Genomic DNA, 16,806 nt, shown 5'->3' with positions numbered 1-16,806 from the left:
ATGAACCTGACCCCCCGTGAAAAAGATAAACTGCTGGTCAGCATGGCCGCCGAGGTCGCCCGCAAGCGGCTGGCCCGTGGCGTCAAGCTGAACCACCCCGAGGCAATCGCGCTGATCACCGATGCCGTGGTCGAAGGCGCGCGCGACGGGCGCTCGGTCGCCGACATGATGCAGGCCGGGGCCGAGGTGATCACCCGCGCGCAATGTATGGAAGGCGTGCCCGAGATGATCCACGAGGTTCAGGTCGAAGCCACTTTCCCCGATGGCACCAAGCTGGTGACCGTCCACAACCCTATCCGCTAACAAAGGAACACTGATATGACCCGTATGCTTTTCCCCGCCCTGATCCTTGCTGGTCCTGCCGCGGCCCATAACGGCACGCATGTCCACGCGCACGGCTCGGACTACGCCACTCTGGGCCTCGGTCTGGCGGTCGTCGCGGTGACGGCCTTGGCCTTGATGGTAAAGCTGAACAAATGATCCCAGGCGAGCTGTTCCCAGCCGAGGGCGAGATCACCCTGAACGCAAGTGCGTCGGCCGTGACGCTGATGGTCGCCAATACCGGCGACCGCCCGGTTCAGGTTGGCTCGCATTATCATTTCGCCGAAACCAACCCGGCGCTGGATTTCGACCGCACTGCCGCCCACGGGCTGCGTCTGGACATCGCGCCGGGCACCGCCGTTCGGTTCGAACCCGGTCAGGCGCGCGAAGTCTCGCTGATCCCCATCGGGGGGGCGCGCAAGGTCTATGGGTTCAATCAAAAGGTCATGGGGTCGCTTTGATGTTTTCGGCTACAACCGTCAACCATTTCGAACTGAGGTTCGCCCTCGGCTCGAGGGTGGGGGCAGGTCGGGGGCGAACCGGGGATCACTCCCCGGAGCGCGCTCAAAACCAGCCACGGTACTTTCCGATAAGTAACACAGCAGCGATTGTTGCTGGAACTAGCAAACTTGTAAGTTTCAGCCAGAACTCGATAGGTGCCATTGGATGCCCTCCTTGTTCGAAGCCGACGAATGATTCGGCGATGGACATCCTTCCTAATAGTCACAACATTTCGAGGTTGAAACACAGTTTTTGCAGTCGGAAACGCAGGGGATTTGCTGTCCCCAAGAAAGTTCTGCCAAAGCATTGGAACAATGAAAAAGAATTTTCCTCAGAACATTACATCTTAAGTAACACCATGAAAATAATAGATAATGATGAATACCACTGAAGAAAATCTCAAACGACGGCAAGCAAAATGCATGCTGATACATGACAGGGTGGTCAAAAAAAATGCCAGCAACAATCAAACGCTCTGACTATGCCGCCATGTTCGGCCCCACCACAGGCGACAAGCTGCGGCTGGCAGATACTGATCTGGTGATCGAGGTCGAACGCGACCTGACCGCCGAGCGTACCGGGGCAGCCGCAACCGGAGGGGCCGGAGACAATGCGCTGCTCTATGGCGAAGAGGTCAAGTTCGGCGGCGGCAAGGTGATCCGCGACGGGATGGGCCAGTCTCAGGCCACCCGCGCCGAAGGCGCGGTGGACACAGTCATCACCAATGCGCTGATCGTGGACCACTCGGGCATCTACAAGGCCGATGTGGGTCTGAAAGACGGACGCATCGCCAAAATAGGCAAGGCCGGGAACCCTGATACGCAACCCGGCGTCGACATCATCATCGGGCCGGGAACTGAGGCCATAGCGGGCGAAGGGCGCATCCTGACCGCAGGCGGCTTTGACAGCCATATCCATTTCATCTGTCCGCAACAGATCGAGGATGCGCTGCATTCCGGCCTGACCACCATGCTGGGCGGCGGCACCGGCCCCGCTCATGGCACTCTGGCGACCACCTGCACCCCCGGCCCCTGGCATATCGGACGGATGCTGCAGGCAGCCGATGCCTTCCCGATGAACCTGGCGTTTGCGGGCAAGGGCAACGCCTCGCTGCCCGCAGCACTTGAGGAACAGATCAACGCGGGGGCCTGCGCCCTGAAACTGCACGAGGATTGGGGCACCACCCCTGCCGCCATCGACTGCTGCCTGACGGTCGCGGATGCGATGGACGTGCAGGTGATGATCCATACCGACACGCTGAACGAATCCGGCTTTGTCGAAAACACCGTGGGCGCCATGAAAGGCCGCACGATCCACGCGTTCCACACCGAGGGCGCAGGCGGCGGCCACGCCCCTGACATCATCAAGATTTGTGGCGAGAACCACGTTCTGCCGTCCTCGACCAACCCGACGCGACCCTTCACCGTGAACACGGTTGAGGAGCATCTGGATATGCTGATGGTGTGCCACCACCTCGACAAATCCATCCCCGAAGACGTGGCATTTGCCGAAAGTCGCATCCGGCGCGAGACGATCGCGGCCGAGGATATCCTGCACGACATGGGCGCGTTTTCGATCATCGCATCCGACAGTCAGGCCATGGGCCGTGTGGGTGAGGTTCTGATCCGCACATGGCAAACCGCCGACAAGATGAAGAAACAGCGCGGTCGTCTGCCCGAGGAAACCGGCGAGAACGACAATATGCGCGTGCGCCGCTATATCGCCAAGTACACCATCAACCCGGCAATTGCCCACGGTTTGAGCCATCAGATCGGCAGCATCGAAGAAGGCAAACGCGCCGATCTGGTGCTGTGGAATCCCGCCTTCTTTGGGGTCAAGCCCGAGATGGTCCTGCTGGGCGGCACCATTGCCTGCGCGCAGATGGGTGATCCGAATGCCTCTATCCCGACACCGCAGCCGGTCTATAGCCGACCGATGTTTGGGGCCTATGGGCGCTCGGTCGAACATTCGGCGATTACCTTTGTTTCAGGTGCGGCACAGGCCGCTGGGATTGGTGATACACTGGGGCTGGCAAAGCAAACCGTTGCCGTGCAAAACACTCGCAATATCGGCAAGCGCGATCTGCTGCTGAACAACGCCACGCCGCAGGTCGAGGTCGACCCCGAAACCTATGATGTCCGCGCCGATGGCGAATTACTGACCTGCCAACCCGCCGAGGTTCTGCCCATGGCGCAACGCTATTTCATGTTCTGAAACATGCTGCGTTGCAGCATTTGCAACGCAGCCATGACCAAACACCTACTACAAAGTGAGGCCGACATGACACATCATGAAGACCAGGGGAGGACCAACAGATTTGAAGGTCCACATGGCACATTCAGCACAGCACACGATCCCGCGCGTTTCGCTCCCCGGACTGATCGCATCCCTCGGGACATCGATCTTTTCGTTTTTTGTCCGCATGGCAGACGCACAAACGCGCGTTCAGCAGATCAAATTTCTGCAATCCCTCAGCGACGAAGAGCTGCGCAAGCTCGGGTTGACGCGCGACAGGATTGTGCACCACGTGTTCGCGGATTCAATCTGGCTCTGACCCGGTTTTTGGCAGAGGGGGCAACCGCATGACCGCCCTTCTCTGCACGGCACGTCAGTATGCCAACCACACGCACGGGGATCCGGCCGATCACCTGTCACTGACCTATGAAGACCGTTTTTTGCGCCGTAAGGTGCTGACCTGTGAAAGCGGCGAGCAGATCCTGATTGATCTGTCTCAGACAACCTCGCTGGATCACGGCGGCGCCCTGATCCTTGATGACGGGCGCGAGGTCGAAATCCAGGCCGCGCCCGAAGCGTTGCTGGAAGTCACGGCCCCCGACCTGACCCGCATCGCCTGGCATATCGGCAACCGCCACACGCCCTGTCAGGTCGAAGCGGACCGCCTGCTGATCCAGGTCGATCACGTCATCCGCGACATGTTGCTGAAAATCGGCGCAACGGTGCGCGAGGTGCAGGAACCCTTCACCCCCGAAGGTGGCGCCTATGGCCACGGCAGGACCCATGGCCACGCCCACTGACGCCGATATCCTGACGCTGGCCCAATGGCTTTCGCCTGCTTATCCGGTGGGCGGGTTTGCCTATTCGCACGGGTTGGAATGGGCAATCGAATGCGGCAGCGTCACCAACGCCGCCGACACAAAGGAATGGGTTGCGGACGTGATCGAACATGGCTCGGGCCGGAACGACTGCGTGTTACTTTCTGCCGCTTATTTGGCAAACAGCGCGGCGTCTCTGACCGAAGTGGATCAGGTCTCGCGCGCATTCTGCGCCTCGTCCGAGCGGCTGATGGAAACTCGCCTGCTGGGAGAGGCGTTTTGCGGCATAACCGCGGATGTCTGGACGATGAAGCTGGGCACCCTGACCTACCCGGTTGCCGTGGGGTATGCGGCGCAACAACAAGGCTTGCCGCTGAGCTTGACGGCCCAGATGTATTTGCAGGCCTTTCTGTCCAATCTGGTCGCATGTGCAACGCGCTTGGTTCCGTTGGGTCAAACCGAAGGACAGCGAATAATCCGCGACCTGACGCCTATGTGCCAGCAAGTGGCGACCGGTGCTGTGACCTTGGGATTGGACGATCTGGGGTCGACGGCGTTTCTGTCGGATATCGCGTCGATGAAGCACGAAACTCAATATTCAAGGATGTTCCGAACATGAGCAATATGAACGGCCCCCTGCGCGTGGGCATCGGTGGTCCTGTTGGCGCAGGCAAGACAACTCTGACCGCGGCCCTGTCCGAAGCGCTGCGCGACAAGGTATCCGTTGGCGTGATCACCAACGACATCTACACCCGCGAAGATGCCGAGGCGCTGATGCGGATGCAAATCCTGCCGCAGGACCGGATCATCGGCGTCGAAACCGGCGGTTGCCCGCATACGGCCATTCGCGAGGATGCCTCGATCAACCTTGCGGCTGTCGCCGAGATGCAGTCACGCCACCCCGACGTCGAGGTCGTTCTGATCGAAAGCGGTGGCGACAACTTGTCTGCCACGTTCAGCCCGGAACTGGCGGATGTAACGCTTTATGTGATCGACGTGGCCGCAGGAGAAGAGATTCCGCGCAAAGGCGGTCCTGCGATCACCAAGTCGGACGTCCTAATCATCAACAAGACCGATCTGGCCCCACATGTTGGCGCTTCGCTGGAGGTGATGGACCGAGACGCGACGAAGATGCGCAACGGTCGGCCATTCGTGTTCACTTCGCTGCGGCACCGCAAGGGCGTGGCTAAGGTCGTTGACCTTCTAGCGCAAATCGGAGGGCTGAATATTCCCGCCACCGTGACCGAGGGGGCCGCCTAGCGCGCGCCCCTGGCAATGGAAGCTCATCGCGAGATTGCAGGCAAACTTTTCGACCTAAACAAAAGCCCCCTCGTCACTTCGTGTCCCGTGTTGTTTTAAACAACAAAAGAAAGACAAAGACCGACCCGATCGAGGTGGTTACGATGCCAACTGGCAGTTCCTGAGGTGCAAGCAACAGGCGGCTGAGGATATCTGAACCGGTCAGCAAAGCCGCCCCGACGATGGCGGCAGCGGGCACAAGACGGTTGTGCAAAGGCCCGGCGATCCCACGCGCGATATGGGGCACCATGAGCCCGACAAAACCGATAACCCCCGCAACCGAAACAAACACAGCCGTCGCCAGGGCCGCGACAAAAAACATCCGGAACCTCAAAGCCTGTACCGGAACGCCCAGCGTCGACGCCGTCAGGTCGCCGGTCAAAAGCGCATCCAACCAGCGGCTGCGCCACAGGGCATACGTCAGGATCAACAGCATCCCGGCGCAGACCAGCGGAAATGTCTCCCATCGGGCCAGACCCAGACCGCCCAGCATCCAAAAGATGACCGAGTGCGCGGCGCGACTGTCGCCCGCAAAAATCAGATAGTTCGTGATCGCCGAAAACAGAAATGACACAGCCAAACCCGCGAGGATCAGCTTTTCGGGCGCACTGGTGCGCAATCCGTGAACCAGTGCCAGAACAATGCCCGACGCGACAAGCCCGCCGCAAAACGCCGCCAGCGGCAGCGTCCAGAACCCAAGGATGTCGCCGGTCACCGTAATGACGAAGACCGCCCCTGCCGCCGCACCCGATGAAAGGCCGAACAGGAAGGGATCAGCCAAGTCGTTGCGTGTTGTGGTCTGAAGCACCACGCCAACAACGCCAAGCCCGGCACCGATCACGGCCGCAAACAACGCGCGCGGCAAGCGCAGGTCAAAGACAATGCGGTGCAGCGGTGACATGTCGCCATCCGCCATCCCGGTGCCCAGCTTGACCGCATCAAACGCAACAGCGACCGGGATTTGCGTTGTGCCGTAGATGGTTGAAACCAGCAAGAGGGCGACCACGACGACCTCCCCCAACAAGAGTGTCAGACCAAATCGGCCCATATTAGTTCAGGCCCGGATGCATCGCCTTGGCCATTTTCGAGATCGCCTCTATATTTGCGGGCCCTGGCGTCAGTTCTTCGTATCGCAGACCGATCCAACGCGCGTTCTTCACGGCGTCGGTCTGTGACATCACGGGGTGTTCCTGCAGGAACCTGAACGTGTCTTCCGCACCGTTGCCGGTCTGATAGTCCAGCAGCACCAGAAATTCAGGGTTCGCGGCAGCAACGGCCTCCCACGAGGTGCGGCCCCAACTGGTGTCCATGTCATGGGTGACGTTCTCACCACCGGCTGCGGCGATCATCGCGTCGGGGATGGCAAATTTACCAGCGGTAAAGGGCGCATCGGCGGGGCCGTCCAGCAGGAACACGCGCGGCTTGTCCAGATCAGCGGTTTGCGCTTCGATCTCGGCCAGTTCCTCTTTCCAGCCGGAAACCAGAGCCTCGGCCTTGTCTTCGACATGCATGACGGTGCCCAGACGCAGAACGTCGTCAAACAGCAGGTCCATGCTGGCCTCGGGGCGATCCTTGTCCAGATGCACGCAACTTTCCGTCAGGATCATTGTCTTGATACCAAAGGGTTCCAGCGTGTCGGGGGTCACGTCGCCACCGGGTTTCATCCCATAATACCAACCGGCAAAGAACAGGTCCGGCTCTACCGCGACCAGATTTTCAACAGTTGGGTATTTCGGCGCCAGCTCGGGGATGCCACCGCGCAGCGTCTCAAACTCGGGGCTGGTCTTGTACCAGCCGGTGATGCCGGTCAGACCAACGATCTTGTCCTGAAGACCCAGCGCAAACGCCATGTCGGTCATGTTCATGTCATGCACAACCAGACGCTCGGGCTGGGTGTCAAACACCAGAGGCGCACCGCAGTTATCTACCGTGACTTCGTGCGCGGCGGCACCACCTGCCAAAACAGTGGCCAGTGCCAGAGACAAGAGCTTTGTCATTCAGAAATAATCCTATTCATAAGATGTGATCGAGGTTTTTCGGATATCCAGCGCCGGGATCACGCGGCCTTCGTGGTGAAAGCACAGGTAATCGACGCCAAACGTGTCGCGGACCCTGTCCGGGGTCAGCACGTCAGCCACCAGCCCAAAACCGGTCAGCCGGGTGTCTTTCATCAGCGCCACATGCGTGGCAAATTCTGGGATCATCACCAGATCATGCAGGATCATCACCACGGTGATGCCCAGCTCGGCGACCAGCGACAGCATCCGCCCCTTCGTATCCGGGTCCAGATGGTTGGTGGGTTCGTCCAGAAACAAAAGCGTAGGATTCTGAGCCAGAGCGCGAGCGATATGCGCACGTTGACGTTCCCCCCCGGACAGAACGGCCATCTTTTTGTCGGCCAAAGCACTGAGCCCGGTGAGGTTCAGGATTCTGACCAGATCCGCAGCGTGTTCATCCGCGGATCGGTCGGCGCGGATCGGGATCTGGCCCAGCGCCACATAATCCCGCAGCAGCAGCCTGCCATCAGGAAACTCCTGCTGGCTGACCACGGCAATCGTCCGGGCCCGATCTCGGGCGGACATCCGTTTCAGACTGCGGCCATTGACCAGAACATCACCTTGGCCGACGTCGTGTGCACCGCATAACAGGTTCAACAATGTTGTCTTGCCCGCCCCGTTGGGCCCGGCAATGGCAAGGATCGCTCCTTCGCATAGGGTGAAAGAGACCTCCTGCAACAGGACATCGCCGCTGAGTACCTGATGCGTCAGATCGCGCACCGCCAAAATAGCCGGGTTGGTCACAAGCACCCCCCTTTTTCAAGGCGGGGCATACGAGACAGTGTTTTTGTAAACAGTGGTTCAGGACGCTCGGTTGCATTGGTCCAGCCATCCGCGCTGTCTTTGTATTGGCGGGCAAAGTCAATCAGCGCCTGAATATCCTGCGCGTCCTGAATATCGCCAAATAGATACTGCGCTTTGTCGATTGCCTGGAACCCGACAGTCACAGGCCGCGCGCATCCGGCCATGCAATCGACGGTGCGAATAGCAAAACCATCGGGCAAACAGTCTGACAAGGCGTCCGACAAGTCCTGCGCGCGGGCTTCGCCTTTGCACGTTTTGCAGATCAGAAGAAAATGGTCAGGCGTTGATGGCACAGTTTCCTCCGCCTGCTTCAAAGCGCGGGCGGAAGGTGCCGGAAATGTAAACACGATGTCTTCGTGTCATCAAAGCCTCCTTCCAGGACGCCCCGCCCCGGGTTGGTTAACACTTGATGGCAGGTCTCCTGACTTGCGGGTCAATGCTTGGCCATCCTTCCCGGCACTTGGGCCAGTGGGTCGTAGGCGTCGCTCACCGCTTACAGTTGCGGGGGCAGTCACGGACTGGGCGCCAAAAGGCAGCCGCACCGTATTCCCTTTTCATCCCTTGGGCGCACCATCGGGAACCATCATCCGAACGAGTGCCCCAGATCACATGTCAGGTCAACGACATTGTTGTGGGGGCCACTCAGTTTTCGAAACACGCAATGCCCGGCAAGATAAGTCCAAAGCTTTGCGGTATTACACCCCGCTTCGCGACCTCCAACCGAAAAGACTGAAACCGGCAAACAACACTGCAGCCACGCAGACGATCGAAGGGCCCGCCGGTGTGTCGAACACATAAGCTGCTCGCAGTCCCGCAACAGCCGAGAAAGCCCCAATTGCCGCTGCAATCAACGCCATCGTTTCCGGGGATCGCGCAAGGCTGCGTGCGGCCGCTGCTGGGATGATCAGCATCGCAGCGATGAGCAACACGCCGACCACCTTGATCGCGACGGCAACCGTAACGGCCAAAGACAAAGTCAGGATCAACTGTTCGCGCTTGGGGTCGAACCCGGTGGCGTAGGCCAATTCCTCGTTCAGCGTAGCCGTCAGCAGTTGCGACCAGCGCCATACGATCAACGCGACAACCAGCGCGGCTCCACCCCAGATCACGACAAGATCGGCGCGTGAAACAGACAGAATGTCACCAAAAAGATAGGCCATCAGGTCGATGCGAATGCCGGACAAAAACGACACGGCGACAAGGCCAAAGGCAAGCGACGAATGCGCCATGACACCCAGAAGCGTATCCATGGCATATCCGCGACCAGACAGCATGGTGACGGCCAGCGCCATAATAAGCGCAACAACCAGCGCGCCCAGAAAGATTGACATCTGGAACGCCAGAGACAGGGCAACCCCAAGGATCGCGGCATGCGCCGTTGCATCCCCGAAATACGCCATGCGCCGCCAGACCACAAAACACCCAAGGGGGGCGGCTGCAAAGGCCACGCCAATACCGGCGAGCGTTGCCCGCGTCATAAAATCATCAAGCATTATTCTGCCGCTTCGTGAGAGTGGTCGTGGTGGTGATCATGTTCGTGACGATAAAGGGCAAGTGCGCCGCCCGTTCCGGTTCCGAACAAGGCGCGGTATTCCGGTGCCGACGCAACAACGGCAGGCGACCCCTCGCAGCAGACATGACCGTTGAGGCAGATCACCCTGTCCGATGCGCTCATAACAACGTGCAACTCGTGGCTGATCATCAGAATGGCGCAACCGCTTTCCCGTCTCACCGACTCGATCTGCTGGTAAAAACTGGCCGAGCCCCGCTGGTCGAGACCTTGCGTGGCTTCATCCAGCAAAAGGATGTCAGGACGATTGATCAGAGCCCGTGCCAGCAGCACGCGCTGGAACTGCCCCCCTGACAACTGTGACATTTGGCGCTTTAACAGATCCGGGACCCCTGCCGCTTCCAGCGCTTTGGCGCAGTCACCTTGCGAAACGCGGTGAGTCAGGCGCATGAACCGTGACACCGAGATCGGCAATGTCGGATCGACATGCAGTTTCTGTGGCACATAGCCAATTTTCAGCCCCGGCTTCAGGGAAACCTTGCCAGCAGAGGGATTGGTCGCGCCGATAATGGCCCTGAGCAGACTGGTCTTACCTGAACCGTTCGGGCCAACGATGGTGACAATCTCACCGGCTTCGATCGCCATATCCACATTGTGCAGAACGGTATTCGCACCATACCGTACGCTAAGTTTTTCAACAGTGATCAGGGTCATTTCTACGCCTTTTCGGTGCAGTCGGGGCAAAGCCCCTCGGCTTCTACAACCGTTCGTTCGATTTCGAAACCCGCCGCACGCGCCGCTGCCCCGAGAACGCCTTTGGCCGGCGTGGATTGCGCCTCGGCCACGGCGTCGCATTTTCGGCAGATCATAAAAGCTGGCGAATGAGAGGCCCCCGGGTGGGAACAGGCAACAAACGCATTCAGTCGCTCGATCTTGTGCACGAACCCGTTCTGGACAAGAAAGTCGAGCGCGCGATAGGCCACCGGTGGCTGCGACCCAAAGCCTTCTTCGCGCAAGCGGTCGAGAATCGTGTAAGCGCCCAGCGCCCGATGTTCTTGCAACAACATCTCCAAAACCTTGCGACGGACGGGTGTCAGACGCAGGCCTTCTTCTTTGCATCGGTTTTCCGCTGCCGAGAGCCCGGTTTCGACACAAGTCTTGTGGTCATGCTTTTGGAACCCAACCGGGGCCGTATCCTCGGTCATTGCGGGTTGCGTATCACTTGTCATGTTATTCCATATCATGTATATCGCTCGCAATGTTATAAAATCACATCGAGGGCCTGATGTCCAGAAAGCTTGTTCCACTAACTCTTACCGCTGCATTCATGGGCGGGACGGCCATGGCCGATGTCCCCAATGTTGCGGTCGATATCGCGCCGGTTCACTCGCTTGTTGCGCGGGTAATGCAAGGTGTCGGAACGCCGGACCTGATCATTGCTCCTGGGGCATCGCCGCATGAATACAACCTGCGCCCCTCAGAAGCCGCTGCACTGCAAGATGCAGATCTGGTTTTTTGGATGGGCGATGATCTGACACCGTGGATGGAAGGTGCCGTCGAAACCCTTGCTGACGGCGCTACCGTCACGACCCTGTTGGAAACGGATGGGACGGTTCTTCTGGACTTCCGTGAAAGCGCCTTGTTCGAGGCCCATGATCATGAGGATCACGGGGACCACGGGGATGACCACGGGCATGACGAACACGCCGAAGACAAGGACCACGACGACCATGATTATGACGGTGAACATGATCACGATGACCATGACGACGAACATGCGCATGATGATCATGACGACCACGCAGATCACGACGGGCATGACGACCATGATGATCACGCACACGGGGAACATGACCCGCACGCGTGGCTGTCGCCTGAAAACGCAAATACCTGGTTGAACGTGATCGCCGCTCAACTGTCTGCGGCTGACCCGGATAACGCCGGTTCGTATTTCGCAAACGCTGCGGCGGCGCGCGAAGAAATGGCAGCATTGTCTGCTGAGGTCTCCGAGACGCTGGAACCGGTCCGAGGAGGCAGCTTCATCGTATTCCACGATGCCTATCAGTATTTTGAGGATGCGTTCGATTTCCCCGCCTCAGGTGCGATCTCGATCGCCGATGCATCCGACCCAAGCCCCGCCCGGATTGCTGAAATTCAGGCGCGCATCAAAGACGAAGGCGTGACATGCGTTTTGGCCGAACCGCAGTTCAATCCGGGGATCGTCAAGGTCGTGATGGATGGAACCGATGCCAATACCGGCGTGATCGACCCGCTTGGTTCGGATCTTGAACCCGGAGCAGCGCTGTACCCGCAAGTCATACGCAACATGGCGAAAACTCTGGCTGATTGCCTTTGATCCCCTGCCCGACCGACGTTGAACTCTCGGTCGGGCTGAACGTCAGTGGTATCGCAAGTGAGTGATTTCCAAGGTTCCAAGTGATCGCGATCTGCTGACGTTATCAATCCCAACCTCTAGGCCGACGGCCCGATCCGCTTCCGCAGAGGCGCCAAATGGAGGATGCCGCGTGACGGACCATCGTAAAGACCTGAGCAGCGCAGCCGTCGGAGTGGGCGTATCTGATACACCCGACGGACTGGCCAAAATCGAACTGCTGGGATGCGCGGCACGCTTTGGCCCCCGCCCCCTCCATCTGGTTTGCTACATCGCTCGCCCCCAATCGCGGGCACGGGTGAGACACGCCTTGTTCTGGTGCTGGACCCCGTTTTTAACATCGAAGAAGACGAGTGATGCCGCGAAATCTCGGCCAGACGAAACTCAGAAAGCGTAACCGCACAGACGATCCGGAAGGGAGGCTTCCGTACCCGTCGACCTAGCCCTCTTCAAACCACGAGGCCCCAGCCTGAAACCCGCTGCAAGGTTGTGCAGTTGAATTGAAAGCGTGTAAGCGTCTTGGTCACAACAAAGCAAGGGTTTGGGCACGGCTTGGGAAAAGGTAAAACTGATAATCCGGTGGACGACCTACTGCGCGCTCGTCTGCGCATACCAGTTGGAGCAGACTTTAGGTTAAAGGTCTTGCGGCAACTGATGGAGGGCATCGACTGGGTCAACCGGACCACGACCGGTCAGGCTTTCTTTGCCCTGAAAGAAACCGAAGAAATATTGTTGGAACTTGGTGAGCGTACCGGACCCGAATTGGTGCGCGCGGTTTTGGAGATGAACCAGGGAACCACGATCCGCGCCCATGGGCTTGAGAATATTCCGACCCGAGGCGCGGTCGTCATCGCGTCGACCCATCCGATCGGGACCTTTGATTTTCTGGCCCATGCGGGGGCATTGCAGGATCATCGCGCTGACCTCAAAGTCGTCGCCGGACGCGAGGCAGAACGGTTTCTGGGCCGCGATCTGATCGTTCCGGTGGATCTGGATCAAAAGGACAGGGTTCTGACGGCCCGACAGACCCGCGCCGGAATGCTGCAACATCTAAAGGATGATGGTGCCCTGCTCGTGTTCGGCTCTGGCCGTGTTCCGTATCTGAAAGATGGCCGTCTGGTCGAGCCTCCCTGGAGGACCGGAGTGACCCGTGTCTCGGCAGAAACCGGGGCGCCGATCATTCCCGCTTCGGCGAATATGCGCAACTCTCGGCACTACTACCGGACACGTCGTCTGGCTGCGGTTCTGAGTGGGGGCAATGACGAGTTCGGGCGCAAAGTCGCGTCTCTGCGATACGTGTCCGAGTTGATTGCCAAACTTGGCGGCTCATATAATGTTCACTATGGCCCGGTTCAGCCAGCGGGCACCGCGCCCGACATTCTGAAAAGACTGTCCGAAGGGTTGGTGCCCGGTCTCTATGAGCAATAGTGGCTAAATTGCTTAACTCCGGGCTTCACATATCCCGGTCCTTTGCCCGGTCGCGTTCCTGCAGCGCGCGGATGCGCATACGTTGCGCCGCCTGAACATGTGCACGCATTTCGGATTCTGCCGCCGCCCCGTCGCGCGCCTTCAACGCGGCCATGATGCGCCGATGTTCGGCCACGGCTGACTCGGCCCGTTCACTGTCCAAAAGCTGTGAGGGTCCCAGAATCAACAGCGCCTTTTGCAAAGACAATGTGGATTTTGCCAGAAACCTGTTTTTTGCCGCATCCAGCAACGTGGCGTGGAAAATCTTGTTGATCCGAACAGCATCCGACCCTGTACCCGCCTCGGCCAGCCGATCATTGAGAACGTCCAGCTCATCCAGTTCGATGTCAGAGGCCGCCCGCGCAGCAAGTCGCGCCGCGGTCCCTTCAAGCACCGCGCGCATCTCATACAGCTCCATCACTTCGGCGTAGTCGAGACTGCGAACCGTCGCGCCAAGGCGTGGAACATGCGTAACCAGCCCATCCGCCTCGAGTTGCCGGATCGCTTCGCGAACAGGCGTTCGGCTGACTCCCAGCCGTTCTGACAGTTCGATCTCGCGCAGGCGATCCCCCGGCAACAAAGCCCCTGCGCGAATTTCGTCCAACAGAGATTGATAAGCGGAATTGCCCTGCGGCCCGGGTTTGTTTTGATCGTCCTGAATGCTCATAACGCCGATACTTGCATGTTGCGTCCAGTTGAATACATATGGATACAAAATGAGTCAATGTCGATGGAACACGAGAGTTGGCTACTCAAGACACTCAACATTCTTTGCTGCTGAAAAGGTCCGTAACTGCGGGCCTTGCGGGTCTTGGCACCGTGATTTTCTGGGCGCTGAACCTGCCGCTGCCGTTTCTGTTCGGCCCGATGACAGCTTGCCTGATGGCTGCTCTGGCCCATGCGCCGATGGCAGGCTTCGGACAGGTTTCCGTTGCAGCGCGTACAATTCTGGGTGTTGCGGTCGGCGCGTCAATCACACCCAGCCTGTTTGTCGAACTGCCCAAAATGGCGGCCTCGATCATGCTGATCCCCGTGTTCATCATCCTGATCGCCCTGATAGGTGTCCCGTTCTTCCGCAAGCTCTGGGGGTTTGACACCAAGACTGCATTCTATGCCGCCATGCCCGGCGGCTTGCAGGACATGATCATTTTCGGGACCGAAGCCGGGGCAAACCCGCGCACCCTGTCGCTGATCCACGGGACACGCGTTCTGATCATCGTGACATTGGCGCCCATATTTCTGGCGGTGTTCTACGATGCGGAACTGACAAACCCGATTGGACAGCCCGCCAGCGAACTGCCCATTCACGAAGTTCTGCTGATGGTCCTGGCCGCATTGATCGGCTGGAAGGGGGGAGAGAGAATCGGATTGTTCGGTGCATCCATTCTGGGCCCCATGATTTTGACAGCCGCGCTATCGCTGGGCGACTTCATCCACTCACGCCCCCCGCGTGAGGCGATCTTGGCGGCTCAGTTCTTCATCGGCTGTGGCATAGGGGTGCAATTCGTGGGTGTCACCTGGAGAGAGCTTCGGCGCGTGGTCGCGGCAGGGTTCGCCTATGTCGTTGTGCTCGCGGTTTTGGCGGCAGGGTTCACTGCCGTCGTAACAACTTTGGGTCTGGGGCGTCCGGTCGAAGCGTTCCTTGCCTTTGCCCCCGGCGGGCAGGCCGAGATGACAGTTCTGGCCATCGTCTCGGGCGCGGATCTGGGGTTTGTCATCACGCACCACCTGACACGAATTGTGCTGGTCATCATAGGCGCGCCGATTGCGGCAAGCCTTATCCTGCGATTGTCCAAACCGAAGGACCAACCATAATTTGCAGGGCATTTCGCTTTGGACCGGCACTTGGGTCGTTGAGTCTGCCGGTCAAGGACGATACCCGGCATTGATCTCCTGCCGCCATATATTTAACGAATCTTGAATATGTGGCATTCTCAGGAATGGGCGTTTTTCGGCCTACCCTTTCGGCTCGGCGCCCGCGCTTTGGGAGGAGCCAGATATGAACCTGAGACCTGATCCTACATTTCATGCAACACCGAAACTCGCGATGGAGGCTCCGGCGGAGACGCTGGCCTTTACATTGATGCTAAGTCCCGACGGTTCCAAACCGGATGGGCTGGCAGTCATTGACGTGGATCCCAACTCCAAAACCTACAGCAAGATTGTTCACAAACTCATTATGCCCAACAAAGGCGATGAGTTTCATCATTTCGGCTGGAACGCGTGTTCGTCCGCGCTGTCCCCGCTGACCGGACACGCCTTTCTTGAGCGCAGGTATCTGATCATTCCGGGCATTCGTTCCTCGCGCATCTACGTGATCGACGTCAAAGAACCGCTTAAGGCAAAAATACACAAGATAATCGAGCCCGAAGAGGTGTTCGCCAAGACAGGGTATTCGCGACCCCATACGATCCATTGCGGCCCTGAAGGTATCTATGTCTCGACGCTTGGGGGTGGCGGCAAAGACGGCACGGACGGACCACCCGGCATTTTCATCATGGATTGTGAAAGCTTCGAAATCCTTGGCCGATACGAGATGGATCGGGGTGAACAGACCAAGCACTACGACTTCTGGTGGAACCTTCCGCGCGATTACATGGTAAGCTCGGAATGGGCCCTGCCCCCGCAATTTGAAAACGGGATCGTGGCCGAGGATTTGCTGTCCAACAAATACGGGCACAAAATCCACTTCTGGAACCTGCGTGAACGCCGCAATGCTCAGACCATCGACCTTGGTGAAAATCACCAGATGGCGCTGGAAATCCGGCCTGCGCATGATCCGGCAAAGGATTACGGGTTCTGCGGGGTCGTTGTGGACACGACCAACCTGCAGGGATCAATCTTCACCTGGTGGCAAAAGGATGACGGCACATTCGAAGCCAAGAAAACGATCACGATCGACCCCCGGCCAGAAAAGGCCGAAAACCTTCCACCCCTGTTGCAGGGGTTCGAGGCCGTTCCGCCACTGGTCACCGACATCGACCTGAGCCTCGACGACAAATATCTTTACGTCGCGTGCTGGGGTCAGGGTGAAATGCATCAGTATGATGTATCCGACCCAATGAAACCCAAACTGACCGGCAAGGTTGAGTTGGGCGGAATTGCCCGCGGAACAAAACACCCCAACGGCAAAGGCTTTGCCTATGGCCCCCAGATGGTCGAGATCAGTCGGGACGGCAAGCGGGTCTACTGGACCAACTCGTTGTATTCGACATGGGACGACCAGTTCTACCCCGATGACGAAGGCGGCCAGATGGTGATGGCCAATGTCGGCGAAAATGGCGGGCTGGAACTGGACAAGGACTTCTATGTCACGTTTCCAAAGGGCTATCGCAGCCACCAGATTCGTCTGGAAGGCGGCGATTGTTCAACCGACAGCTTCTGTTATCCGTCTGTCTGACG

The 16,806-nt window shown here is 58.6% G+C and carries 21 protein-coding genes and 1 riboswitch; of the genes, 13 read left to right on the top strand and 8 right to left on the bottom strand.

Annotation, left to right across the window (positions count from 1 at the left end):
• From ACR0MS_RS13100 to ureG, 8 genes are all read left to right on the top strand, one after another.
• The gene (locus ACR0MS_RS13100; protein WP_480573450.1) at positions 1-303 is read left to right on the top strand and encodes an urease subunit gamma; all 303 of its coding nucleotides are present in this window, start codon (positions 1-3) and stop codon (positions 301-303) included.
• Positions 304-318: 15 nt separating this feature from the next.
• Positions 319-480, top strand: coding sequence for a peptidase M23 (locus ACR0MS_RS13095; protein WP_480573447.1), 162 nt, complete (start codon positions 319-321; stop codon positions 478-480).
• Positions 477-782 (top strand): urease subunit beta, encoded by a 306-nt coding sequence (locus ACR0MS_RS13090; RefSeq protein ID WP_480573444.1) that lies wholly within the window; start codon positions 477-479, stop codon positions 780-782. The genes ACR0MS_RS13095 and ACR0MS_RS13090 overlap by 4 nt, the downstream gene beginning before the upstream one ends.
• 493 nt (positions 783-1,275) lie before the next feature.
• Positions 1,276-3,036: an urease subunit alpha gene (gene ureC / locus ACR0MS_RS13085; RefSeq protein WP_480573441.1), complete on the top strand. Its 1,761-nt coding sequence runs from the start codon at positions 1,276-1,278 to the stop codon at positions 3,034-3,036.
• Positions 3,037-3,151: 115 nt separating this feature from the next.
• A complete protein-coding gene (locus ACR0MS_RS13080; RefSeq protein WP_480573438.1) occupies positions 3,152-3,376 on the top strand; it encodes a hypothetical protein in 225 nt (74 codons plus the stop codon).
• A gap of 28 nt (positions 3,377-3,404) precedes the next feature.
• On the top strand, positions 3,405-3,857 hold the full coding sequence (locus ACR0MS_RS13075; protein ID WP_480573435.1) for an urease accessory protein UreE: 453 nt from the start codon (positions 3,405-3,407) through the stop codon (positions 3,855-3,857).
• Entirely contained in the window at positions 3,823-4,494 is a 672-nt protein-coding gene (locus ACR0MS_RS13070; protein WP_480573432.1) for an urease accessory protein UreF, read from the top strand. Before ACR0MS_RS13075 ends, ACR0MS_RS13070 begins: the two co-directional genes overlap by 35 nt.
• The gene (ureG, locus tag ACR0MS_RS13065) at positions 4,491-5,135 is read left to right on the top strand and encodes an urease accessory protein UreG (RefSeq protein WP_480573429.1); all 645 of its coding nucleotides are present in this window, start codon (positions 4,491-4,493) and stop codon (positions 5,133-5,135) included. The genes ACR0MS_RS13070 and ureG overlap by 4 nt, the downstream gene beginning before the upstream one ends.
• A 73-nt stretch (positions 5,136-5,208) precedes the next feature.
• Here ureG and ACR0MS_RS13060 read toward each other — a convergent pair whose 3' ends face one another.
• From ACR0MS_RS13060 to ACR0MS_RS13030, 7 genes are all read right to left on the bottom strand, one after another.
• On the bottom strand, positions 5,209-6,180 hold the full coding sequence (locus ACR0MS_RS13060) for a FecCD family ABC transporter permease (protein ID WP_480573426.1): 972 nt from the start codon (positions 6,178-6,180) through the stop codon (positions 5,209-5,211).
• 43 nt (positions 6,181-6,223) lie between these two features.
• Positions 6,224-7,171, bottom strand: coding sequence for an ABC transporter substrate-binding protein (locus ACR0MS_RS13055; protein WP_480573423.1), 948 nt, complete (start codon positions 7,169-7,171; stop codon positions 6,224-6,226).
• A gap of 12 nt (positions 7,172-7,183) precedes the next feature.
• Complete coding sequence (locus ACR0MS_RS13050; protein WP_480573420.1) at positions 7,184-7,975, bottom strand: ABC transporter ATP-binding protein; 792 nt, start codon at positions 7,973-7,975, stop codon at positions 7,184-7,186.
• Positions 7,972-8,328, bottom strand: a complete 357-nt coding sequence (locus ACR0MS_RS13045; protein ID WP_480573417.1) for a DUF1636 family protein — start codon at positions 8,326-8,328, stop codon at positions 7,972-7,974. The genes ACR0MS_RS13050 and ACR0MS_RS13045 overlap by 4 nt, the downstream gene beginning before the upstream one ends.
• 101 nt (positions 8,329-8,429) lie before the next feature.
• Positions 8,430-8,635: riboswitch (cobalamin riboswitch) on the bottom strand.
• 95 nt (positions 8,636-8,730) lie between these two features.
• A complete protein-coding gene (locus tag ACR0MS_RS13040) occupies positions 8,731-9,528 on the bottom strand; it encodes an iron chelate uptake ABC transporter family permease subunit (RefSeq protein WP_480573414.1) in 798 nt (265 codons plus the stop codon).
• Positions 9,528-10,259: an ATP-binding cassette domain-containing protein gene (locus tag ACR0MS_RS13035; protein WP_480573411.1), complete on the bottom strand. Its 732-nt coding sequence runs from the start codon at positions 10,257-10,259 to the stop codon at positions 9,528-9,530. Before ACR0MS_RS13035 ends, ACR0MS_RS13040 begins: the two co-directional genes overlap by 1 nt.
• A 2-nt stretch (positions 10,260-10,261) precedes the next feature.
• Positions 10,262-10,774 (bottom strand): transcriptional repressor, encoded by a 513-nt coding sequence (locus ACR0MS_RS13030; protein WP_480573408.1) that lies wholly within the window; start codon positions 10,772-10,774, stop codon positions 10,262-10,264.
• A 56-nt stretch (positions 10,775-10,830) separates the two neighbouring features.
• On the opposite strand from ACR0MS_RS13030, the gene ACR0MS_RS13025 reads away from it, so the two are divergent.
• From ACR0MS_RS13025 to ACR0MS_RS13015, 3 genes are all read left to right on the top strand, one after another.
• Positions 10,831-11,901, top strand: coding sequence for a zinc ABC transporter substrate-binding protein (locus tag ACR0MS_RS13025; RefSeq protein ID WP_480573405.1), 1,071 nt, complete (start codon positions 10,831-10,833; stop codon positions 11,899-11,901).
• Between the two features lie 261 nt (positions 11,902-12,162).
• Positions 12,163-12,294 carry a DUF1826 domain-containing protein gene (locus ACR0MS_RS13020; RefSeq protein ID WP_480573403.1) on the top strand — a complete coding sequence of 44 codons (132 nt, stop codon included), beginning with the start codon at positions 12,163-12,165 and terminating at the stop codon, positions 12,292-12,294.
• Positions 12,295-12,579: 285 nt separating this feature from the next.
• Positions 12,580-13,365, top strand: a complete 786-nt coding sequence (locus ACR0MS_RS13015) for a 1-acyl-sn-glycerol-3-phosphate acyltransferase (protein ID WP_480573400.1) — start codon at positions 12,580-12,582, stop codon at positions 13,363-13,365.
• A 25-nt stretch (positions 13,366-13,390) separates the two neighbouring features.
• Here the strand turns inward: ACR0MS_RS13015 and ACR0MS_RS13010 are convergent, their stop codons facing one another.
• The gene (locus tag ACR0MS_RS13010) at positions 13,391-14,071 is read right to left on the bottom strand and encodes a GntR family transcriptional regulator (protein ID WP_480573397.1); all 681 of its coding nucleotides are present in this window, start codon (positions 14,069-14,071) and stop codon (positions 13,391-13,393) included.
• 77 nt (positions 14,072-14,148) lie between these two features.
• On the opposite strand from ACR0MS_RS13010, the gene ACR0MS_RS13005 reads away from it, so the two are divergent.
• Positions 14,149-15,219 carry an AbrB family transcriptional regulator gene (locus tag ACR0MS_RS13005; protein ID WP_480573394.1) on the top strand — a complete coding sequence of 357 codons (1,071 nt, stop codon included), beginning with the start codon at positions 14,149-14,151 and terminating at the stop codon, positions 15,217-15,219.
• A 184-nt stretch (positions 15,220-15,403) separates the two neighbouring features.
• Positions 15,404-16,804, top strand: a complete 1,401-nt coding sequence (locus tag ACR0MS_RS13000) for a selenium-binding protein SBP56-related protein (RefSeq protein WP_480573391.1) — start codon at positions 15,404-15,406, stop codon at positions 16,802-16,804.
• The last annotated feature ends 2 nt before the right edge of the window (positions 16,805-16,806 follow it).

It is taken from the genome of Ruegeria sp. CJ2 (assembly GCF_056536745.1).
This window is presented reverse-complemented; position numbering and strand designations above follow the sequence as displayed.